The sequence below is a fragment of the Vibrio sp. R78045 genome (genome assembly GCF_042466085.1).
In the GTDB taxonomy this organism is placed as follows: Bacteria; Pseudomonadota; Gammaproteobacteria; order Enterobacterales; family Vibrionaceae; genus Vibrio; species Vibrio cyclitrophicus.
In genome coordinates this window covers 379,764-402,605 of the sequence record NZ_JAXHBS010000008.1, presented here as the reverse complement: position 1 = coordinate 402,605, position 22,842 = coordinate 379,764, and the positions used below count along the sequence as shown (strand labels likewise).

Below are 22,842 nucleotides of genomic sequence, written 5' to 3'. Positions count from 1 at the left end.
AAAGGATTTTCTAATGATTAAATTTGGTACCGGTGGCTGGCGCGCTTTCATTGGTGAAGAGTTCACCAGAGACAATGTTCGCTTGGTGGCACAAGCGCTCGCTAACATCATCAATAATGAAAATGCCGCAAAGAACGGGTTTGTGATCGGCTATGACCGCCGATTCCTTTCAGATAAAGCAGCATGTTGGTTTGCAGAAGTACTTGCGGCGAACAACATCAAAGTAAGCTTCATTGATAAGTTCGTTCCAACACCTATCGTGATGTTCCAAGCGAAAGAGATGGGCTGCATCTACTCGGCATGTATTACCGCATCTCACAACCCAGCAGACTACAACGGCATCAAAATCTTCATTGAAGGTGGACGTGATGCTGATGAGATCATCACCGAGAAGATAGAACAGCAAATCGCAACATTGACCAGCGAAGACGTTATACGAGTTGATTTCGAGCAAGCGTTAAACGACAAAGAAATCGAGATCATCAACCCGATGAACGACTTTGTTGATTCAATCATCAACTTCATCGATATCGAGTCGATCAAGAAAGCTAACCTACGCGTGCTGATTGACCCAATGTTTGGCGTAGCGAAAAATGCTTTGCAGACAGTGCTGATCAACGGTCGATGTGATGTCGACGTCATCAACGATGGCAAAAACCCAGATTTTGGTGGCTTGATGCCATCACCAAATGCCGCAACGCTCTATCGCTTGAAGCACTTAGTTGCAGCAGAAGGCTATGACATAGGTATTGGTACTGATGGCGATGCCGATCGTCTGGGTATTATTGACGAGAAAGGTCACTTCATTCACCCTAACGAAGTACTACTACTGCTTTATTACTACTTACTGGAATACAAAGGCTGGAAGGGCTCTGTCGTTCGTAATATTGCCACCACACATCTACTGGATAAAGTAGCTGCGGATCATGGAGAGAAGAGCTTTGAGGTTCCTGTAGGCTTTAAGCATATCAGCTCTCAAATGGAAGCTGATGATTCTCTAATTGGTGGCGAAAGCTCAGGAGGCTTAACCATTCGAGGTCACATCAAAGGTAAGGATGGCGTATTTGCATCAAGCTTGCTGGTTGAGATGATCAGTGTGACAGGCAAGAAGCTGTCTGAATTGCTTGATGAGATTTACTCTAAATATGGCTATGCCTACACCGCAGAAGGCGATTGTAAGTTTAAACCTTCAGAGAAAGAAGCGCTCTACACTAAGATCTACGTCGAGAAGCAACTACCTGAATTTGAATACGAAATTGAAAAAGTTAGCTATGAAGATGGTGCAAAGGTGTACTTCAAGAATGGCGGCTGGGTCATTGCTCGCTTCTCAGGAACAGAGCCGTTACTACGAATTTTCGCAGAAATGGAAGATAAAGACACTGCAGAACATGTTCTTCAAAAAGTAAAAGACTTCCTCTCTCTATAGGCTTATAGAGTGCAGCAGCTTTGTATGGGACTTAACATATCACTGCCTTGTTAAAGCCTATTGATGAAGAACTTTTGCCCAGTACTTTTAATTAAGTTCTGGGCTTTTTTATGACTGAGCTTTATTTACAGGAATGGGAATGACGAGAAATCGTTAAAACGCCAATACGCCTTTGGTATCCACTTTTACGGTTACCGGCATACCCATTTCAAGAGCCTCTGAAGAGGTTGCTAATAACTTCTGACCGTTCGCTTCAATCACATAACGACAGTGGTCTCCCATGAACTGCTGTTCTAATACTGAAAGGTTACTGTCTACATCATGAGTAGCCACGATATGTTGAGGTCTTAACAACAACGCACATTCAGCCCCCACTTCGATCTCGGTTTGCGCCTTGGCCTCAATCAAACCTAAGCTTGTTTCAAATTCGTTATCTGAAATACGTTGTGCATTCAAGTAACTTCCGCCACCTAAGAAATCAGCAACAAACTTGCTTGATGGGTGGAAGTACAGTTCTGACGCCGAGCCGTATTGTTCGATGACACCATGATTCATTACTGCCATCTTGTCAGCAAAAGCAAACGCTTCTTCACGACTGTGAGTCACAAAAATAGCCGTCACACCCTGCTTCTTAAAGATTTTACGAATCTGAGAAATCAGCTCATGACGTACTTGGGTATCAATGTTAGAAAACGGTTCGTCCAATAGCAGTAGGTCTGGCTTATATGCCAAAGAGCGCGCAATCGCGACACGTTGCTGTTGTCCACCAGATAGCTGATGAGGGTAACGATCGCCAAATTGGTCAAGGTGTACGAGCTCAAGCATCTCTTGAACTTTCGCAGTCTTATCTTGCTCAGACATATCGCGTAGACCAAATGCCACGTTCTGATTCACGGTGAGGTGTGGAAACAGAGCATAATCTTGGAAAATCATTCCAATGTTACGCTGCTCTGGCGGCAACCAATTCGCAGCGTCATCAATAACTTGGCAATTCAAGCTCATAACGCCACTACTCAATGGAAGCAGACCTGCAATCGCTTTAAGCAGCGTCGTCTTACCACATCCACTGGCACCAAGCAGACAAACAATTTCACCATGCTCAACTTCTAAAGAAAGAGATTCCAAAATGGTTTGGGAATCATACTTACAAGTCAGATTTTTAATTGATAATGCACAACTCATTAGTGTTTCTGCTCCAAGGAACGGTTTACGATGATCAGTGGGATTAAGCCTACCAATACTAATAACACAGCAGGCATAGCTGCTAATTCAAGGTGTTCATCTGACGCATAGTTATAAACATAAGTCGCGAGCGTTTCGAAATTAAAGGGACGCAGCAGCAATGCTGCATTTAGCTCTTTCATTGATTCGATAAACACCAATAAGCCTGCAATCAAAGCACCACGCTTAATCAAAGGTAGGTGAACACGGCGTAACATCTGGTTGGTATTACACCCCATTGTTTTAGAGGCCATATCCAATGAAGGTGATACTTTACTTAGGCTACTTTCGATACTACCAATAGCAACAGCTGAAAAACGCACTACCATTGCAAAGATAAGCGCAAACATGGAACCAGAGAAGATCAAACCAGGTCGTCCCCACTCCATCACTTTAGCGATGTCATTGACCAAGTGATCCATAAACAACACGGGTACCATCACGCCAATCGCTAGAACGGTGCCTGGAACAGCATAGCCCATTGAAGCAAACCTCATGTAAGCCAGGTTTTTCTTACCAGGGCTCACACGTTGATTAAAATTCACAATCAACGCAACGAGTACACCAATAATCGCCGCGACAACAGAGACGTAAAGACTATTAAGTGCATATTCTCTGAATTCTGGTGTCCAACTTTGAGCGAAATACTTGTAGGCATAAATGATCAATTGCGCGAGGGGGAATAAAAACGCTATGCACACTAACCCCCAACACCAAAACAGTGACAACCACTTTTTCCAACCGATTAGTTCATAACGAAAATCTTCGCGGCTACTAAATTGATTTTGAAATAACTTTTGTTTACGACGGCTGTATCGCTCGGTGCTCAATAAGAGAATGACAATCACTAACATGATTGCCGATATTTTTGCAGCGGCTGTTAGGCTCGAGTAGCCCAACCAAGTATCGTAAACCGCTGTCGTTAGTGTGTTAACAGCAAAGTAGCTTACAGTACCGAAGTCACCTATGGTTTCCATCGCAACAAGAGACAAACCGACCGCCATGGAAGGACGAACAAGTGGAAGTGAGATACGACGAAAGCTTTCCCAGGGAGAGCACTTCAACAAGCGAGCAGATTGTAATAGGGAAACGTTTTGCTCCATGAAAGCCGCACGGCAGAGCAAATAAATATAAGGGTAAAGAACGAGAGACAGAACAATAATAGCGCCTGATAAGGTTCTAATGTCGGGGAACCAATATTCACTAGGTCCCCACCCCGTCAGTTCTCGTAGCAGGATTTGAACAGGGCCAGCAAAATCAAACCAGTCGGTAAAAATATAGCCCACAATATAGCCAGGCATTGCCAATGGCAGCACCAAAGCCCATTGCAAAACACGCTCTCCAGGAACACGACACATTGCCATGATCCATGCAGACGGAATACCGAAAATCAAAGACAGGAACATGGTTCCTATGACTAAAACCACCGTATTGTAAGCATAGGTGGGCATTACTGTAGACATAAGATGAGAAAATAGCTCATCCGTTTCTCCAACAGCAGTCGTAAAAATCGCCAAGATTGGTAAAACAAGCAGTACAGCGATTATTCCGCTACTGGTGTTCCATAAATAATTCTTTTCTTTCATCGCCTAACTACAATGAGGCTTAATGAAATACATATGCATTTGCAAATACATCTCATATCCTTTTAATGGTGGGGGTATTTATACCCATATACCGTAATGACTTCAAGGTGAGATACTCATAACTCAATGGATCAAGGGAGAGCTTTGTATCAAAAAGTGATTTCTCCAAAAACAAACAACCCCAAGGAGCCGAAAATAGCCACTTGGGGTCATAATTTTATGCGGGCCGGAGCCTACAATAATAAATTATAGATCGAACTTAACTTCATCTAATAGCTTGATTGCCGCCGCATGGTGGTTTGCAATTTCATCTAGAGAAATAGTATCTGCTTTGAACTCACCCCACGAAGCAACAAGCTCAGAAGGTTTAACGTCTGCTTTTACTGGGTATTCGTAGTTCACTTCTGCGTACATGCTTTGTGCAGTGTTACCAGATAGGAATTCCATCAGCTTAACGGCATTCTCTTCGTTTGGAGAGTATTTAGCCATTGCCATACCAGAGATATTCACGTGAGTACCCGTTGTCTCTTGATTAGGGAAGTTAATGTAAACAGAGTCAGCCCAAGCTTTTTGCTCTTTATCATTAATCATTTTACCTAGGTAGTAACTATTACCAAGAGCAACATCACATAGACCTTCTTTAATCGCTTTAACTTGTGCACGGTCGTTACCTTGAGGCTTACGTGCTAGATTTGCTTTTACGCCTTCTAGCCACTCTTTCGTTTCAGCTTCGCCTTTATGAGCAATCATCGAAGAAACGAGAGAAACATTGTACGGGTGCTTACCGCTACGAGTGCAGATTTTGCCTTTAAATTCAGGCTTAGTTAGATCTTCATAAGTGAATTCTTCACCTAGACGACCAACACGGTCACGTGAAGAGTAAACGCTACGTGTACGAGTTGTTAGAGCGAACCACTCGTTAGCAGTATCTTGGTACTGGGCAGGGATGTTTTTTTCAAGTACATCACTTTCAACTGATTGAACTAGACCTTGCTTAGTTAGCTCAGATAAACGGCTAATATCGACAGTTAATACAACGTCAGCTGGGCTGTATTCACCCTCTTGAGCTAACTTCTCTGCTAAACCTTTTTTAGCAAACTTCACGTTTACTTTAATGCCAGTCTCTTTTGTGAATTCTTTGAACATTGGCTCAACAAGGAAAGGTTGACGGTAAGAGTATACGTTTACTTCTTCCGCAGCCATTGCTGTCGGGGCAATTACACTACACGCTAGAGCTGAAAGTGTTAGCAGTTTTTTCATTGTAAAATCCTTTATATCGAAATGATAATGTCTATCAGTTGCGTTATTATATTCATCATCAACATAATTACAATGACGAGCGACAAAAAATCTGTCTACTCAGACCATTAAAATCTTCACTTTTGTAACAAAACATTTCAACAAGAATAACCACGCACTCACCAGTGCAGAGCCTTTATATTGGCATCAAGGTGTCTAACAATTACTCTACCGTAAATAAAACAAAACCCCACAACCATAAGTTGTAGGGCTTTCTTTCTATCACCTAACCTTTTCAGGCTAGGTTATTATTACTGATTATTTTACTGACACAAACTCAGGGTAAGCACCAACACCACAATCATGCATATCCATACCTTCAAGCTCTTCGTCTTCAGTTACACGAATACCGATTGTCGCTTTAAGCACAGCCCATACCGCTAGACTCGCACCAAATACCCAAGCAAAGATTACTGCAGCACCTAATAGTTGAGCACCAAATGTTGCATCAGCGTTGCTTAGTGGCACAGCCATTAGGCCGAAGAAACCACACACACCGTGCACAGAGATAGCACCAACTGGATCATCAATCTTAGCTTTATCTAGAGCGATGATGCTGAACACAACAAGTGCACCAGATACCGAACCGATTGCTACCGCGAATAGAGGTGATGGTGATAGAGGGTCAGCAGTGATTGCAACTAGACCAGCTAACGCACCGTTAAGGATCATTGTTAGGTCCGCTTTACCCCATGTTGTCTTACATACTAGTAGTGCTGCAATTGCGCCCGCTGCTGCTGCTGCGTTAGTGTTTAAGAAGATTTGACCAACTGCTGTTGCGTTCTCAAAGTCTGAAACCATTAACTGAGAACCGCCGTTGAAACCGAACCAACCGAACCAAAGGATAAATGTACCTAACGTTGCAAGTGGCATGTTTGAACCAGGAATCGGGTAGATTTCACCGTTCTTACCGTATTTACCTTTACGGGCGCCAAGTAGTACAACACCTGCTAATGCTGCCGCTGCGCCTGCCATGTGTACGATACCTGAACCAGCGAAGTCACTGAAGCCTGCTTCTGATAGGAAACCACCGCCCCAAGTCCAGTAACCTTCCATTGGGTAAATGAACGCTGTTAGTACAACAGAGAAGATCAGGAATGACCAAAGCTTCATACGCTCAGCAACTGCACCCGATACTACAGACATTGCTGTTGCAACGAATACTACTTGGAAGAAGAAGTCTGACTCTAGTGAGTGGTCTGCACCTTCACCTTGAGTACCAATTAGAGTACCGAATGAAGGTAACCAACCACCTTCACCATTGTCTACGTACATAATGTTGTAGCCAACCACTAAGAATGTAGTACAAGCAATTGCGTACAAACAGATGTTCTTAGTTAAAATTTCTGTGGTGTTCTTTGAGCGAACTAGGCCAGCTTCTAACATTGCGAAGCCTGCTGCCATCCACATTACCAACGCACCTGAAATGAGGAAGAAAAAAGTGTCTAGTGCGTAACGTAGTTCCGTTACTGTTGTTGTAAGTTCCATATTAAAGTCTCCAGTCCTTGTAATTCTTTAAAGTGCTTCAGCATCCATTTCACCAGTACGAATTCGTACGGCATGGCTAAGGTCATACACAAAAATTTTGCCATCGCCGATTTTTCCGGTGTGTGCCGCTTGGCTAATCGCTTCAACAACTCGGTCAACATTCTCAGCTTGGGTAGCTATCTCTAGTTTTACCTTTGGCAGGAAATCAACTTGGTACTCTGCACCACGATACAATTCAGTGTGTCCCTTCTGGCGACCGAAACCTTTCACTTCAGAAACAGTCATACCTTCAATACCTACATCAGAGAGCGCTTCACGTACATCGTCTAATTTAAATGGCTTAACAATGGCATTTATTAATTTCATATTCGTTCCTTAAATTCTTCACAAATCCGTTAATTCCCTTATTACAATCCAAGTAGCGTGCCAAAAAGTTAAGTCATTGATTTAAAATAAAATAAAGATATTAAGAGCGTAATAACAAAAAAGGCCGCACCATATTGGTGCGGCCTTTTCACTATCTTAATGCGTAACGCTATTGTTGCTCCAGTTTTGGGCAACGAGATGATTACAGTATGAAACTATTGCTAATTCATAACCTAAAAGTCGTTACTGATCGCTGAGAAATCATAACTAATAACCTAAAAAGTCAATCCAGCGTTCGAGCAACAGCTCAAAATCATCAATTCCGCAACTCGCTTGGCTTTCACAGTTATAAAAATCGAACTCACTACCCTCTTCCATCTCTTGCTCATGCGCTAACACATTTTCTTGAATCGTGACTTCATCTTCATTGATCGCAAGGCTGATCTCTTTGCCAAGTAGTGTAACTTCATTACTAAGATCTTGGCGAGACTGCTCAATAAGCGCCATGACATGCTCTAACTTTTGCTTATCTTTACCAATCTCTTCTTGAAGCCAACGACCAACAATTTCATGGCCCATGCTGCATTTCACATAGTATTCACCCATGAGAGTGTTTCTAGTAAATTCGAATTCCATACGGCTCCAAAGTTCCAATAAAGAGAAGATTCAATAAATAAGTAGTAGCAAAAATGAGGCGAGAGTATATAGCTAACTCTATTTGAGATCGAGCCTGTTTAACGAGACACAGTGCCTCTTACAAAAAGCACAAACAAAAACGCCCTCTCACATGGAGAAGGCGTTGAATTAACAGTTAACACGTACCTTAAAAGCAGTAAGTGCTTACTTGTTATCTATTAAGCGCTACGCAGGCTCTTGAAAGATAACAGTGTCTGCTTTTTCCGTGTACTGACCCATTTTATGGAAGTTCAGGTAACGGTATGTATCTGCAGCGGTTGCATTAATCTTCTCAGCGTACTCTAAGTACTCTTCTTTCGTTGGTATACGACCTAGAATCGCGCCAACCGCAGAAAGCTCAGCAGAAGCCAGGTAAACATTCGCGCCATTACCTAAGCGGTTCGGGAAGTTACGAGTTGACGTCGACATAACCGTCGAAGCATCAGCCACACGAGCTTGGTTACCCATACATAGTGAACAGCCAGGAGTTTCGATACGTACACCAGCACGACCGAAGATGCCGTAGTAGCCTTCTTCTGTCAGTTGGTCTTTATCCATCTTCGTTGGCGGAGCTACCCATAGGCGAGTATTTAGCGAGCCGTTAAACTCTTCTAGCATCTTACCCGCAGCTCGGAAGTGACCGATATTTGTCATACAAGAACCGATGAACACTTCTTGAATCTCAGTACCTTGAACGTCAGAAAGAAGACGAGCATCATCTGGATCGTTTGGTGCACATAGGATTGGCTGATCGATGTCAGCAAGGTCGATCTCGATAACATGAGCGTATTCCGCATCTGAATCAGCAGATAGCAACTCAGGGTTCGCTAGCCACTCTTCCATTGCCGTTATACGACGCTCAATCGTACGTACATCACCGTAACCTTCAGCAATCATCCACTTAAGCATAACGATATTCGAGTTCAAGTACTCATCGATAGACTCTTGAGATAGCTTAACAGTACAACCTGCAGCAGAACGCTCAGCAGATGCATCAGAAAGCTCAAATGCTTGCTCAACAGATAGGTGCTCAACACCTTCAATTTCTAGTACACGACCAGAGAATTCGTTGATCTTACCTGCTTTCTCTACGGTTAGTAGACCTTGCTTGATACCGTAAAGAGGAATGGCATGTACTAGGTCACGTAGCGTGATACCTGGCTGCATTTCACCTTTGAAGCGAACCAAGATAGATTCAGGCATATCAAGAGGCATAACGCCTGTTGCAGCAGCAAATGCGACCAAACCAGAACCCGCAGGGAACGAAATACCTAGAGGGAAACGAGTATGCGAGTCACCACCTGTACCAACAGTATCAGGAAGAAGCATACGGTTTAGCCATGAGTGAATAACACCATCACCTGGGCGAAGTGAAACACCCGCACGGTTCATGATGAAATCAGGCAGCGTATGGTGAGTATTTACATCAACTGGTTTAGGATATGCCGATGTATGACAGAAAGACTGCATAACAAGATCAGCAGAGAAGCCAAGACATGCAAGATCTTTAAGCTCATCACGCGTCATAGGGCCCGTAGTATCTTGAGAGCCAACAGTTGTCATTTTAGGTTCACAGTACTGACCAGCACGTACACCTTCAACACCACATGCTTTACCTACCATCTTCTGAGCTAACGTGTAGCCTTTGTCAGAAGCAGAAGGGTCGATTGGTTTAGCAAATAGATCGGTTTCAGCTAAGCCTAGAGCCTCACGAGCGCGACCTGTAAGGCCACGACCGATGATCAGTGGAATACGACCACCAGCACGAACTTCATCTAACAATACTTTGCTTAACTCAAAGTTTGAAATCACAGAACCGTTTTTATGCACAACACCTTCATATGGGTAGATATCAATAATATCGCCCATGTTCATGTCTTGTACGTTTAGTTCAATTGGTAGTGCGCCAGAATCTTCCATTGTGTTGTAGAAGATTGGGGCAATTTTACCACCTAGACAAACACCGCCAGTACGCTTGTTTGGCACGAATGGGATATCTTCACCCATAAACCAAAGCACTGAGTTTGTTGCCGATTTACGTGAAGAACCTGTACCAACAACATCACCAACATAAGCCAGTGGAATGCCATCTTTTTGCATTTCTTCAATTTGAGTAATCGGACCAACGCTACCCTGTTCGTCAGGAGTGATGCCTTCACGTTCCATCTTCAGCATCGCTTTTGCGTGCACTGGGATATCTGGACGCGACCAGGCATCAGGCGCTGGAGATAGGTCATCGGTGTTGGTTTCACCGGTGACTTTGAATACTTTAACGGTAATTTTCTCTGCTACTTTGTCTTTAGCAGTAAACCATTCAGCATCAGCCCAAGATTGAAGTACTTGTTGTGCAGAAGTATTACCTGCTTTCGCTTTCTCTTCTACGTCGTAAAAAGCATCGAACATCAACAGAGTATGAGAAAGCGCTTTAACAGCGATTGGAGCAAGCTCAGCATCATCGAGTAGAGATACGAGAGGTTCGATGTTGTAGCCACCTTGCATAGTACCAAGCAGCTGAGCCGCTTTTTCTTTGCTTACTAGTGGAGAAGCTACTTCACCTTTCGTGATAGCCGTTAAAAAGCCAGCTTTTACATAAGCAGCTTCATCAACGCCTGGTGGAATGCGGTTTTCTAGTAGGTCAAGAATATATTCATCTTCACCTTGAGGTGGGTTCTTTAGAAGTTCAACTAGGCCAGCGACTTGCTCAGCGTCTAGTGGTTTTGGAACAACTCCCTCGGCAGCACGTTCTTCGACGTGTTTACGGTAGGCTTCAAGCACGACTTTTTTCCTCTCATTGCGGTCCACTTCTTCCCTTCATAATTGTTAGTAAAATAAAGAAGTGAACATCCTTGGAAACTTGGCTCTCCATTGCCATTTTTGTCATTCAATTTGTATTGATGAGCGGCGTCATAGAGGCCAAACTGTGGGCGGTAGAATAGCAAATTTAACGTTAAATTAAAATCTTATCATTTTGACCAACATAGCAAGTTAAGACGAAAGTCCTACGATTTTTGCCTATTTAGTCGGAAAAAGAGCTATCACACGCATGTTTATTTGTAAGACGTTCCGATAATTAAGTAGACCGAATCGTAGTTACTTTCGGTTCTACCGTAAGCTAAAATAATCGGCCCTATTGGAGAATCAACTCCAGCAAAGACAGAGCCAGCAGTGAACATCGGCGCTTCATCAAGACTCAGTTCATTGTTCGACCACACACCACCATGTTCAACGGATGCACCCACGTAGAATGGTGATTTAAAGAGGCCGAAATCATTTTCAAACCACTTGTAACGATAGATTAGACTCGTATAAGCCAAGTTTTGACCGATCAGGCTATTTCTTGGGATACCGGATAAATTAAGGAATCCACCAAGCTCCTTCGGATCAATTGGAAATACAGAGTTTTTGCTTTCTACCATACCAAAATCCAGCTTTGCGACTAAAGTATGCTTCTCAATACTTTGTGCCGCCATGAAATTAGCGGAAATCTCGTAAACGGTATCACTCTCAGAGGTTAAGTCAGAATCCCCAAGAGAACTGTCATTTTCAAAGTCATCATGAGAGACAAGATACTCTAAATCAACAAAGTAACCTTCCGTCGGTAAACTAAAGTTATCTAAGGTATCCAACCGATAACTAACGAATCCTCCGATACGTGAATACCCTCCATTACCTAGAGAGGGCAATGAAGCAACCTCAACTTCACCGTCGGTATAACGAACACCTGCTTTAAGCTCTTGCCACAATGTTGGTTGGTAACCCAATGCAAGTTCACCCACATACTCTCTGTAAGTCATCGGTAAGTAATCTTGCGTGACATCGAGGGTCGGCTCTTCAATCGCTTCCTCACCGGCGGGTAAATTTCTTTTCTGGTTGCTGTAAACAAGCGACGCCGAGGTAAACAACTTCTGGCTTGAGAAAAAAGGAGAAAACAACTCAGCCTCAATAAGCTTATCAGTACCCATTTCTAGATTCGTTCTTAACTCAGCACCGTGCGAGTTGATATCAGTGAAGTTCGCAGACATACCTATTGAATATTGGCTATCAGTTGCAAAGTCATCTTCAAGGTAAAAGCGAAAATTGAGATAATTAGGGCCCCATGATTTCTCATTCACATCAACGACGAGTTGATCTTCACCATCAACGTTTTCAAATTCATAAGTGACCAGTTCAAAGCGGTCTAATGCGTAGAGATCTTTAACCTGAGATTCAATCTCACTGGTTTTAAGGATCTGCCCTGAATCGAGGTTCAAGCGATTCTCTATCAACTTATCTGAATAGTGGCTGTTATTGTTGATAATAACCTTATCAACAACGGTTTGATCACCGTGTTTCAGCTTTTTTCGAGCTTGTTGTTTATGCTCGATATACTTCTGATAGTCTGCATTGGAGAGTGATAACTTAGAAAGTTCAGCGCTGTATTGGCGCGCGGCATCATAACCCGCTTGATAGGCGCCCGGCATCTTATCAAATTCAGTGGTTTCCATTAGCCCAACATCAGGGCGTAGGAACACATCGTCGTCCGTTAACGTCTCGGCCTGCTCTTGAGTGCTACGACGAACAAGGTAGTTGGATAGCTGATCGGCGGCGGCTAGAAAATTAGTAAAATCTTCCTTACCTTTGTAGTTTGAGCTGATATCGACAGCAATAACGATATCTGCTCCCATCGCTCTGGCAACATCAACCGGCATGTTATTGGTGACACCGCCATCAACCAGCATTCGCCCATCGACTTCATAAGGCGGCAAAGCGCCAGGCACCGACATACTTGCCATCATCGCATCAACAAGATGACCATGGTCGATAACGACTTCTTCGAGTTTAATAATATCTGTAGCAACAGAACGGTAAGGGATAGCAAGGTGGTCAAAAGAATCCAGCGGGGATAAGTTACCCGTAGTTTCACGCAAAATACGCAACATATTCTGACCTTGAACCACGCCTTTTCTTGCTTTGATTTCTCCCCAGCCTAAACCTAGATCGGTGTTCAGCTGATAGCGGTCTTCATACTCTTTGTCACGCACTCGGCGATCACTACGATTAACGCGATCACGGTAGCCGCGATTCCAATCAACCGTATAAATAAAGCTCTCGATCTCGTCAGCGCTCATTCCTGTCGCATAAAGTCCACCAACATAAGACCCCATGCTGGTCCCCGTAATGTAGTCGACTGGAATTTGCATCTCTTCGAGCGCTTTAAGCACACCTATATGTGCCGCACCTTTCGCTCCACCACCGGCAAGTACTACAGCAACCGTCGGTCTTTTATAGGCTTGTTCAGCCTGTTGAGATTGAGCAACGTCTGTCACAGTAAAAGCAAACAGCTGAAAACTGATCACAGCACTGGCGATGCTCAAGCTACTCACTAACCAACGAGAAATCATTATTTAAACTATCCTTGTCATTCTTTTCTGTTACGACTTTACCACTGAAAAAGCTTTTTTAGCCACTGTTTTGGTTGACTTTCACAGCCCTTCTTAATATTTCCGTTCTCATCCCACACCGGCAATTTAACAGCGCCATCACAGTCTAACTCTAAGGCACCATCTGACGTTCGGGTAAAACTAGCTGTCGCGACTCCTGTTGGCCACGGCAGTAACAATTGTTCAGGTGTTCTCTGCTTTAAGTAATCAGCATAAACACGTAACGCACCACTAGAACCGGTTAGCTTTGTTGGTTGATTGTCATCACGCCCTAGCCAAATAGTAGTCACTTCACGGCCATCAACCCCAACAAACCAACTATCTCGGCTGTCATTACTGGTACCCGTTTTACCGGCCAAACCTGCCCATGCAAACTGACCTTGTAAGAAGCGACCTGTGCCTTCCGACACCCCTCGCTTCATTGCATAAGTCGTTAACCAAGCCGCTTGTTGATCAACACTTTGCGATACACGAGGAATCGATTGATACAGAACCTCACCATCATTATCAACAACCGAACGAAGCGCAGACAAAGGTGCTATACGGCCAGAGTTGGTAATCGTTTGGTACATCTGCGCTACCTGAAATGGGGTCAATGAGAATGAACCCAAAAACATCGATGGCACTGGGCGAATTTCGTTTTTATCGACACCCAGTTTTCCGATCGTATCGGAAACGCTATCGATCCCTAGCTGCATCCCTAAGCGAACCGTTGGGACGTTGTAAGACTTAGAAAGCGCTACATACAAAGGCACCTCGCCACGGAACTTCCGATCGAAGTTTCTCGGGCTCCAGACACTGCCTTTACTGCCTTTCAAACTCAGTGGCGTATCCATCAAGGTCGTCGCCAACGTATATTTCTGGGGTCGTTCTAATGCAGTCAAGTAGATTGCAGGCTTAACCAAAGAACCAATAGGACGACTCGCGTTCAAGGCTCGGTTAAAGCCATCGTAGCCAGTACGTTTACCACCTACCATTGCTCGGATTTCACCAGTATTTCGATCAACGGCAATCGCAGCTGCTTCAAGCTTATTACCCGCTGTTTTCGAGAGTTCCGGAACTTTACGCGCAATCGACTTCTCTAGCTTATCTTGAGAAACCGGATCCAAAGATGTAAATACTCGTATCCCTTTTTTCGCTTCAAAGCGGTCACCAACATATCTCTTCAGTTCAATATTAACCTGTTGGAAATAAGCTGGCTGACGACTGGCTATGCGAGGGTTATCTTGAATATCCAAATCACGGCTCGCCGCTTCTTCGTACTGTTGCGGAGTAAGAATATCTTGTTGCATCAACAAACGAAGAACCAGATCTCGTCGAGTCTTCGCTCGTTCGGGATAGCGAACGGGGTTGTAATACGAAGGGCCTTTGACCATGCCAACCAGCAGAGCCAACTGATCAATTCGCAGCTCTTGAATCGGCTGACCGAAGTACAAACGAGACGCTAAGCCGAAACCATGAATGGCTTCACCACCATTTTGACCAAGATAAACCTCGTTCAAATACGCTTCTAAGATACGATCTTTGCTATAACGATGATCCAAGATCAACGCAATATAGGCTTCACGAACCTTACGCCACAAGGTACGCTCACTGGATAAGAACAGGTTCTTCGCTAATTGTTGAGTCAGCGTACTGCCCCCTTGCACCGTTCGACCCGCCTTAACATTAACCACCATCGCACGAGCAATCGCCAATGGTGAAACGCCATCGTGCTGGTAGAAATTTCGGTCTTCGGTTGCCAATAACGCATCAACCATTACCTCAGGGAACTGATTGCGTTTTAAGAACAGACGCTGCTCATCGTTACTTTTCTCAAGCATGCCAAGCATTTTCGGTTCAACACGCAGGTACCCCATATCGCCTTTCTTCTCTAGCGACTGGATACGAGTTAGTTCGTTGCCGTTGAAATGCAGCATCACATGACGATCCGCTTCTGGCCCATCGACAAACTCGAACGGGCGACGAATCATTTCAATCTTAGTTGATGAAGAAGAGTATTCACCCGGATGACGAGGCGCATTCACCTTGCGATAATTAAGAACATCGAGCTCATTCTTCACTTGTACCAAGCTAACCTGAGTTCCCGGTGACAAGTCCAGCACTCGTGCATAAACAACGGTTGGCAAGTCAAACAACTGGCCTTCAAAGCGCTGTTTGACTACCGAATCCAAATAAATACCGACGAACAGCAGCAATGCTGCTAGCGCTAGGCCCGCTTTCCAAGATATGCCCCATAGAATCTTCAGCCAACTTCTTTTACTCGAGTTCTTAGCGCTTGATTTGGTCTTTTTCGTAGCCGTTCTCGGTTTTCTTGTTTTAGCTTTAGTCGTTGGTGACTTTTTTGCTGGCGCTTTTTTAGGTGGTGCCTTTTTTGGCGTTAACATTTTGGTCATCATCGATTCAACTGTCGTTTGGTTTTAGTGGTTGCTACATGGTTAGCAGGGTCATCCGGCCAAGGGTGTTTGGGGTAACGGCCTTTCATCTCTTTTTGCACTTCTTTGTACGCGCCAGCCCAGAAGCCAGCTAAATCTTGAGTGATTTGTAATGGTCGTTGTGCAGGTGAAAGTAATTCCAGAACCACCTTTTTACGCCCTTGAGCTATCAATGGGGAATCTTGTTCGCCAAAAACTTCCTGCATTCGTACTGAGATCACAGGCTCAGATTGATATTGGTATCGAATCGCCTTTTTACTTCCCGTTGGCATTAGGTAATTCGTTGGTAACCATTGGTCGATGTCTTGATTCAAAGGCCACCCAAGATACGCCGATAGCGCTTGCTCCACCGAAACATTCAACAACCCTTTAGCTGACTTAATGCCATTTAAATACGGCGAAAGCCACTCATCAAGATGCTCAACTAAGCTTGCATTATCCATCGCAGGCCAATCATGCTCAGGCATCCAAAGTTCAGCACAACGCACGCGCTCAACAAACTGCTTCGCTGAAGCTGTCCAATTCAAACGGTCAAGACCACATCGAGCGATATAATTCAGTAGCGCTTTGCTTGTCTGATTCGCATCCGGCTCTGGCAAGGCTTTAGTGCTGATGATTAGGCTACCCAATGACACTCGTTGTTCGGCGACCAAACGGCCACGCTTCTCATCCCAATCCGCATAATCAGAAATCACGAAGAGCTTCGGAAATGCCTCTTCTAACTGTGCGATATCAATCGCAGTTGCGAGGAAGATCTGACTTGCTCGCCCAGTGCTGCGCATCAAGTCAATCACCACGATATAATCATTGTTAGCCAATGGATCATCATCACGCACCTCAGCTCCGTGACCGTTCGCTAGAAGAAAAGCACTGCTCGTTGTGCTTCTCGCCTGAGCAATTCGGTCTGGAAATGCAAAACAAAGCACTAATGGTAGCAATGATTCGTCAAGTTGTGACAAATCTAAGTGATGATTGAGTCTGCTAGCGAGGCTTTTCGCTCGTTGCATAACAATACTGTTTTTCGAGTGTTTTCTTTGCTTAAATCGGTGCAATGAATGCTGAATATCAGTGACATTTCGCTCAGGTTCCTCAAGTAAAGCGGCAGCGACGATGGCAATGTTAAGTGAAAGTTGGCTGCTTTGCTGTGCTTTGATTAGCATGCTAGCGATACGAGGTTCTAAGCCTAAACGCTGTGCCTGCTTCCCCATTGCCGTAAACTGGCCATTGCCATCGAACAACTCAAGACCCTGTAACAGTTGTTTAGCTTGCGCAATTGAAGCCTGTGGTGGAGTGTCTAGCCACTGCAGTTCATCCGCATTTGCAGCTCCCCATTGTGTCAACTCCGCCACCAACGAAGAAAGGTCGAAATGAAGGATTTCAGGTTCTGGTACAGCGGGTTGCTGCATAAGTTGCGTTTCGCTGTACAGACGAACACACAGGCCCTCTTCAATTCGGCCAGCCCGGCCAGCTCGTTGCTCTGCTGAGGACTGCGAGATTTTCACTTGCTCAAGCTTAGTGATGCCCGTTTTCAAATCAAACTTTGCCACTCGTTCTAAACCAGAATCCACCACCAAGCGAATGCCCTCAATCGTCAAAGAGGTTTCGGCAATATTGGTAGCTAACACCACCTTTCGACGGCCTTTCACCGATGGCGAGATCGCTTTCTGCTGTTGAGAAAAGCTGAGCTGACCGTACAAAGGGCAAACATCGATATCACCGGCAAGTTGTTCGAGTTGAGATACCAACTGTTTAATCGCAGAAACGCCCGGCAAGAAAGCTAAAAGCGAACCCGACTCTTTTTCCATCACAGATCGAATCACACTGGCCATTTTAGGGGCTAGATATTCATTTGCGTTAAGAGGCTGATAGCGAAAATTGACAGGGAAACTTCGACCTTGTGATTCCACGTATTTAGCATTCGGCAGCAAAGTTTGTAGAGCTTGTTGATCTAAGGTTGCCGACATCACAACCACTTTTAGATCGTCACGCAGTGCCTCTTGGATCTCTAAACTAAACGCCAATGCGGTATCGGCATGAATGCTGCGCTCGTGAAACTCATCAAAGATCACCATATCAACCCCTGTTAACTCAGGGTCGCTTTGGATCATTCGAGTCATAATCCCTTCGGTAACGATTTCCAAGCGCGTCGAACTGCTGGTTTTAGATTCACCACGAACTCTATAACCTATGCTTTCACCCACCGTTTCTCCCAATTGGCTCGCTAAATAAGTTGCAATATTCCTTGCAGCCAAACGCCTCGGTTCAAGCATGATGATCTTTCCTTGAACAGCGTTAGTCTTAACTAGTTGCAGAGGGAAGAATGTTGACTTACCCGCACCGGGAGCGGCCTTTAGAATAAGTTGAGTGTGCGTTCGTACGCCAGCGAGTAGATCTGGCATCACAGCTTCTATGGGCAGTTGTGGCAATGGGAGAACCTTGTGGTGTAATGTTGGCAACATTGTACATAAAAACCTACCTGTCTAAATAAGTAATATGCACTTCAATCCCCCATTAGAGCCAGCGACTCTTATTAAACGCTATAAACGTTTTCTCACTGATATAAAACTTCCAGACGGCAGTGAGCGTACTATTCACTGTGCTAATACTGGAGCGATGACGGGATGCGCAACCCCAGGCAATACGGTGTGGTACTCCACATCAGATAATGCAAAAAGAAAGTACCCAAACAGCTGGGAGATCTCAGAAACAGACAAAGGCCACCGTATTTGTGTAAATACTGCGCGGGCAAACCAGCTTGCAGTGGAAGCAATTGAAAATGGGACTATAGTTGAACTCTTAGGATACAACGCGTTACGGACTGAAGTTAAGTATGGCAGTGAGAATAGTCGAATAGATATTCTGCTTGAAGATAGCGAAAAGCCGCTCTGCTATATCGAAGTAAAAAGCGTCACTTTGCTCGACGAGCAAGAAACGTCAACCAAAGGACAAGGTTTTTTTCCTGATGCAGTCACAACCCGAGGCCAAAAACATCTGCGTGAACTCACAGAAATGGTCGAATCTGGAAATAGAGCCGTACTTTTATTCACTGTTTTGCATTCAGGTATTGAAAAAGTGTCTGCGGCACACCATATAGACGCCAAATATTCGTTATTACTAAAACAAGCACAAGACGCTGGAGTTGAAGTGCTTTGCTATAAAGCAGAGCTCAGCAGTACTCAAATACAACTAAAACAAGCCGTTGAATTTATCAATAGCTAAGCAAAGATGCTGAACTAATCACATTGATTGCAACTTTGGATAAGAGTATTTGCCACCATTCGTTCTTTCTGCTATAGATACCCGCCTTAAAATTAGCTGCTTTGCAGTTGACTAGGTGTAAATAGGAGATGCTGTATGCCAGAATCTAAGAAAAAAGCGCTAGGCATCCTAGCCATCGCAGGTGTTGAACCGTACCAAGAAAAGCCAGGTGAAGAGTACATGTCACCTGAGCAAACGGAACATTTTACAAAAATTTTAGCAGCTTGGCGCAACCAGCTCAGGGAAGAAGTTGATCGTACTGTGCACCACATGCAGGACGAAGCAGCGAATTTCCCAGACCCAGTTGACCGTGCTTCTCAAGAAGAAGAATTCAGCTTAGAGTTACGTAACCGTGACCGTGAGCGTCGTCTTATCAAGAAAATCGAGAAGACACTAGACAAGATCGAAGAAGACGATTTCGGCTTCTGTGATTCTTGCGGTATCGAGATTGGCATTCGTCGCCTTGAAGCTCGCCCAACTGCTGATCTTTGTATTGACTGTAAAACGCTTGCAGAGATCAAAGAGAAACAGATGCAAGGTTAATTCTTGCGGATGTAAAAAAGGGAGCTTTGGCTCCCTTTTTTGTTTGTTATTCAAGCGAAGTATTTCACACGCTTGATAGTAAATAGCAGCTTTAAGCCTTGGTTCTATACATCAAACCTTGTTTATAGAGATTGAAGCTTAGTTCTACACATTAATGCTCTAGTTAAACGTCTTAAGAATCGGCTACTGCGGTACCATTTAGATTAGGTTGTTCACTCATGAATTATATCGGGCGCTTTGCACCATCACCGTCAGGTCCTCTTCATTTTGGATCACTTGTTGCAGCTCTTGGTAGCTACTTTCAAGCGAAATCTAACCAAGGACAATGGTTGGTTCGCATGGAAGACTTAGACCCGCCAAGAGAAATGGCCGGCGCTGCAGACCTGATTCTTAAGACGCTTGAAGCTTACCACCTGTTTTGGGATGGCGAAGTCGTTTATCAAAGCCAGCGTCATGACCTCTATCAGGCACAAATCGAGCAATGGGTCGCTGATGGCCAAGCTTATTACTGCCAATGCACCCGTAAACAGATAAAGTCCTTAGGCGGATTTTATAATGGTCACTGTAGGCATGCTGGTTTAATTGATTCCGGTGAACAAGCCGTACGTTTGTGCATGGACTTCCCAGTAGAATCTTTTCAGGATGTTCGACACGGTCAGATTCAGATCCCTAAAGGATTGGCTGAAGAAGATTTTATTATAAAGCGCAGAGACGGACTGTTTGCCTATAACCTCGCGGTTGTCCTTGATGACATAGAACAAGGGGTGACAGAGGTAGTAAGAGGTGCAGACTTAATAGAACCGACAGGTCGACAGATTAGCTTGTATAAGACACTCAAACAAAAAACCGTGAATTACTTGCACTTACCATTGGCAACCGATGGCTTGGGGAATAAACTGTCAAAACAGAACCATGCTACTGCAATCGATATCGACAACCCAAAACCGACGTTAATCAACGCCATGCAATTCTTAGGTTTTGATATACCTAAAGCTCTTTATGAGGCCTCAATGGATGAGATTTTAACGTGGGGCAGCCAACAATGGAACGTCAGTCAATTACCTGATAGTTTACAAAAAGAGCACTGTAATTAGCTCGAAACTCACGGCAAATAGTAAAAGCGACACATAAAAATGCCATAACCAATAGCTGCAGCTAAGCAGACGATGTTCTCAAATGGCTCGCGCTAAGTTATTATTAGCCGCAATTAAACTCTGCACTACCACTTTGGACTAAGAGAAAAACAAAGTTGGCGATACCTACTTTGTTCTAAACTAATGAATACAAACGACAATACCCCAAGCGAACAACGCGGATTCCACGAATTAGCACTGAATATTTATACTCGTCAAGAGCACAATATTTCACGCAAGCAGATCAGTGACAACGCACTAAAAGTGTTATATCGCCTGAACGGTGCGGGTTTTGACGCGTTTTTAGTCGGTGGTGGTGTACGCGATATCTTATTAGGCTCTCAGCCAAAAGATTTTGATATTGCTACCAACGCAACGCCAGAACAAATCAAACACCTATTTAGAAACTGTCGCCTTATCGGTCGCCGTTTTCGATTAGCACACATCATGTTTGGCCGAGACATCATTGAAGTAGCGACTTTCCGTGGTCACCACCAGGAACCATCGAAAAACGTTTCGGCTCAATCGGAAGAAGGCATGTTGCTACGCGATAACGTGTACGGTAATGTTGATGAAGATGCAGAGCGTCGTGACTTCACTATAAATGCAATGTACTACAACATTGCAGACTACAGCATCCACGATTACGCAGGTGGTGTAGAAGATTTAGAAGATAAGCTGATCCGTCTAATTGGCGATCCAGAAACGCGTTACCGCGAAGATCCAGTACGTATGCTACGAGCAATGCGCTTCGCTGCTAAACTGGATTTTGATATCGAAGAAGATACTGCAGACCCTATCGAAGAGTTAGCGCATCTTCTAAAAGATATCCCAGCAGCACGCCTTTACGAAGAGTCTCTGAAGTTACTGCAATCAGGCCACGGTTTAGAAACCTACCACTTGATGCGCGAATACAACCTGTTCCAACAGATGTTTCCATCCATCGCTGAGCACTTTACAGAGAGTTACGATTCTCACACAGAACAGATGCTTGATTTGGTCCTTGATTCAACAGACCTTCGTATTGAAGATGGTAAGCGAGTAAACCCAGCATTTATGTTTGCCGCGATTCTTTGGTACCCAATGAACAAGCTCGCTGACAAACTTGTCGCTGAGCAAGGTATGGCTCATTACGATGCGATCATGGAAGCAAGCAATATCATCCTTGATCAGCAAGTTAAATCGATTGCGATTCCTCGTCGTCACACTGCAACCATTCGTGAAATTTGGCAACTGCAACTGCGACTGCCTCGCCGCAACGGTAAACGTGCCGTTCGTTTAATGGAACTCAACAAATTCCGCGCTGGCTACGATTTCCTAGAAATGCGTGGTGAGATTGAAGGTGGTGAAACCAAAGAGCTTGCAAAATGGTGGGAGCGCTATCAAACCGCTGGCCGCAACATGCGCCAAGCAATGGCTAACGACGTAGCGGCACCATCAAAATCAGGTCATCGTCGCCGTAAGACTTACCGTAATAAAAAAAGTAAGCAATCCGAATGATAACGGCTTATATTGCGGTCGGCAGCAACCTTGCCGACCCAGTTAGCCAAGCAAATTTGGCTATCGAAACGCTAAAAAACCTACCGCGTTCAACGTTTATTGCGACCTCTCAGCTATATAGTAGCACTCCAATGGGGCCACAGAACCAACCTGACTACATCAACGCGGTAGTCGCTATCCAAACCGAATTAACGCCAATTGAGCTACTTGATTGCACTCAAAAAATCGAGCTAGAACAAGGGCGTGTCCGTAAAGACGAACGTTGGGGGCCAAGAACCTTGGACCTCGACATTGTGCTGTACGGCAATGAGGTGATCGATTCAGAGCGCTTAATTGTTCCTCATTACGGAATGAAAGAACGAGAGTTTGTACTCTACCCGCTTGCTGAAATCGCACCAAGTTTACAACTCCCTGATGGGACTGAGCTGACAGACTTACTCAAGTTAGTTGATAAGAACGGGCTCAATGTTTGGCAACAATAGCCAGGCGCAT

The 22,842-nt window shown here is 44.4% G+C and carries 16 protein-coding genes; 6 read left to right on the top strand and 10 right to left on the bottom strand.

Features of this window, described 5'->3' with window-relative positions; genetic code table 11:
• Positions 1–13: 13 nt before the first annotated feature.
• Positions 14–1,426: a phosphoglucomutase/phosphomannomutase family protein gene (locus SJY39_RS04355; protein ID WP_016789344.1), complete on the top strand. Its 1,413-nt coding sequence runs from the start codon at positions 14–16 to the stop codon at positions 1,424–1,426.
• Between the two features lie 153 nt (positions 1,427–1,579).
• Here SJY39_RS04355 and SJY39_RS04350 read toward each other — a convergent pair whose 3' ends face one another.
• The 10 genes from SJY39_RS04350 to hrpB form a co-directional block, all read right to left on the bottom strand.
• Complete coding sequence (locus SJY39_RS04350; protein WP_010436024.1) at positions 1,580–2,608, bottom strand: ABC transporter ATP-binding protein; 1,029 nt, start codon at positions 2,606–2,608, stop codon at positions 1,580–1,582.
• Positions 2,608–4,233 carry an iron ABC transporter permease gene (locus SJY39_RS04345; protein WP_016768976.1) on the bottom strand — a complete coding sequence of 542 codons (1,626 nt, stop codon included), beginning with the start codon at positions 4,231–4,233 and terminating at the stop codon, positions 2,608–2,610. The genes SJY39_RS04350 and SJY39_RS04345 overlap by 1 nt, the downstream gene beginning before the upstream one ends.
• Before the next feature lie 246 nt (positions 4,234–4,479).
• A complete protein-coding gene (locus tag SJY39_RS04340) occupies positions 4,480–5,493 on the bottom strand; it encodes a Fe(3+) ABC transporter substrate-binding protein (RefSeq protein WP_010436022.1) in 1,014 nt (337 codons plus the stop codon).
• Between the two features lie 297 nt (positions 5,494–5,790).
• A complete protein-coding gene (locus SJY39_RS04335) occupies positions 5,791–7,020 on the bottom strand; it encodes an ammonium transporter (RefSeq protein ID WP_010436021.1) in 1,230 nt (409 codons plus the stop codon).
• A gap of 27 nt (positions 7,021–7,047) precedes the next feature.
• On the bottom strand, positions 7,048–7,386 hold the full coding sequence (gene glnK, locus SJY39_RS04330) for a P-II family nitrogen regulator (protein WP_010436019.1): 339 nt from the start codon (positions 7,384–7,386) through the stop codon (positions 7,048–7,050).
• Positions 7,387–7,653: 267 nt separating this feature from the next.
• Complete coding sequence (locus tag SJY39_RS04325; protein ID WP_016768974.1) at positions 7,654–8,022, bottom strand: YacL family protein; 369 nt, start codon at positions 8,020–8,022, stop codon at positions 7,654–7,656.
• 225 nt (positions 8,023–8,247) lie between these two features.
• On the bottom strand, positions 8,248–10,836 hold the full coding sequence (gene acnB, locus SJY39_RS04320) for a bifunctional aconitate hydratase 2/2-methylisocitrate dehydratase (RefSeq protein WP_010436014.1): 2,589 nt from the start codon (positions 10,834–10,836) through the stop codon (positions 8,248–8,250).
• A 272-nt stretch (positions 10,837–11,108) separates the two neighbouring features.
• A complete protein-coding gene (locus tag SJY39_RS04315) occupies positions 11,109–13,442 on the bottom strand; it encodes a patatin-like phospholipase family protein (protein ID WP_010436011.1) in 2,334 nt (777 codons plus the stop codon).
• A gap of 38 nt (positions 13,443–13,480) precedes the next feature.
• A complete protein-coding gene (mrcB, locus tag SJY39_RS04310) occupies positions 13,481–15,880 on the bottom strand; it encodes a penicillin-binding protein 1B (RefSeq protein ID WP_010436009.1) in 2,400 nt (799 codons plus the stop codon).
• Positions 15,877–18,375, bottom strand: coding sequence for an ATP-dependent helicase HrpB (gene hrpB, locus SJY39_RS04305; RefSeq protein ID WP_081324229.1), 2,499 nt, complete (start codon positions 18,373–18,375; stop codon positions 15,877–15,879). Before hrpB ends, mrcB begins: the two co-directional genes overlap by 4 nt.
• 34 nt (positions 18,376–18,409) lie before the next feature.
• On the opposite strand from hrpB, the gene sfsA reads away from it, so the two are divergent.
• The 5 genes from sfsA to folK all read left to right on the top strand — a co-directional run bounded on the left by sfsA (position 18,410) and on the right by folK (position 22,832).
• The gene (sfsA, locus tag SJY39_RS04300) at positions 18,410–19,135 is read left to right on the top strand and encodes a DNA/RNA nuclease SfsA (protein ID WP_016793789.1); all 726 of its coding nucleotides are present in this window, start codon (positions 18,410–18,412) and stop codon (positions 19,133–19,135) included.
• Between the two features lie 135 nt (positions 19,136–19,270).
• Positions 19,271–19,717, top strand: a complete 447-nt coding sequence (gene dksA, locus SJY39_RS04295) for an RNA polymerase-binding protein DksA (RefSeq protein WP_004738189.1) — start codon at positions 19,271–19,273, stop codon at positions 19,715–19,717.
• A gap of 218 nt (positions 19,718–19,935) precedes the next feature.
• Entirely contained in the window at positions 19,936–20,811 is an 876-nt protein-coding gene (gluQRS, locus tag SJY39_RS04290) for a tRNA glutamyl-Q(34) synthetase GluQRS (protein ID WP_016793788.1), read from the top strand.
• 183 nt (positions 20,812–20,994) lie between these two features.
• A complete protein-coding gene (pcnB, locus tag SJY39_RS04285; protein ID WP_010435997.1) occupies positions 20,995–22,350 on the top strand; it encodes a polynucleotide adenylyltransferase PcnB in 1,356 nt (451 codons plus the stop codon).
• A complete protein-coding gene (gene folK / locus SJY39_RS04280) occupies positions 22,347–22,832 on the top strand; it encodes a 2-amino-4-hydroxy-6-hydroxymethyldihydropteridine diphosphokinase (protein ID WP_016768219.1) in 486 nt (161 codons plus the stop codon). The genes pcnB and folK overlap by 4 nt, the downstream gene beginning before the upstream one ends.
• The last annotated feature ends 10 nt before the right edge of the window (positions 22,833–22,842 follow it).

Excerpts from the sequence above, each read along its gene's own strand:
- SJY39_RS04355 (WP_016789344.1), top strand. The coding sequence starts at position 14 with ATGATTAAATTTGGTACCGGTGGCTGGCGCGCTTTCATTGGTGAAGAG.
- SJY39_RS04350 (WP_010436024.1), bottom strand. The coding sequence starts at position 2,608 with ATGAGTTGTGCATTATCAATTAAAAATCTGACTTGTAAGTATGATTCC.
- SJY39_RS04345 (WP_016768976.1), bottom strand. The coding sequence starts at position 4,233 with ATGAAAGAAAAGAATTATTTATGGAACACCAGTAGCGGAATAATCGCT.
- SJY39_RS04340 (WP_010436022.1), bottom strand. The coding sequence starts at position 5,493 with ATGAAAAAACTGCTAACACTTTCAGCTCTAGCGTGTAGTGTAATTGCC.
- SJY39_RS04335 (WP_010436021.1), bottom strand. The coding sequence starts at position 7,020 with ATGGAACTTACAACAACAGTAACGGAACTACGTTACGCACTAGACACT.
- glnK (WP_010436019.1), bottom strand. The coding sequence starts at position 7,386 with ATGAAATTAATAAATGCCATTGTTAAGCCATTTAAATTAGACGATGTA.
- SJY39_RS04325 (WP_016768974.1), bottom strand. The coding sequence starts at position 8,022 with ATGGAATTCGAATTTACTAGAAACACTCTCATGGGTGAATACTATGTG.
- SJY39_RS04315 (WP_010436011.1), bottom strand. The coding sequence starts at position 13,442 with ATGATTTCTCGTTGGTTAGTGAGTAGCTTGAGCATCGCCAGTGCTGTG.
- mrcB (WP_010436009.1), bottom strand. The coding sequence starts at position 15,880 with ATGATGACCAAAATGTTAACGCCAAAAAAGGCACCACCTAAAAAAGCG.
- hrpB (WP_081324229.1), bottom strand. The coding sequence starts at position 18,375 with ATGTTGCCAACATTACACCACAAGGTTCTCCCATTGCCACAACTGCCC.
- sfsA (WP_016793789.1), top strand. The coding sequence starts at position 18,410 with ATGCACTTCAATCCCCCATTAGAGCCAGCGACTCTTATTAAACGCTAT.
- dksA (WP_004738189.1), top strand. The coding sequence starts at position 19,271 with ATGCCAGAATCTAAGAAAAAAGCGCTAGGCATCCTAGCCATCGCAGGT.
- gluQRS (WP_016793788.1), top strand. The coding sequence starts at position 19,936 with ATGAATTATATCGGGCGCTTTGCACCATCACCGTCAGGTCCTCTTCAT.
- pcnB (WP_010435997.1), top strand. The coding sequence starts at position 20,995 with ATGAATACAAACGACAATACCCCAAGCGAACAACGCGGATTCCACGAA.
- folK (WP_016768219.1), top strand. The coding sequence starts at position 22,347 with ATGATAACGGCTTATATTGCGGTCGGCAGCAACCTTGCCGACCCAGTT.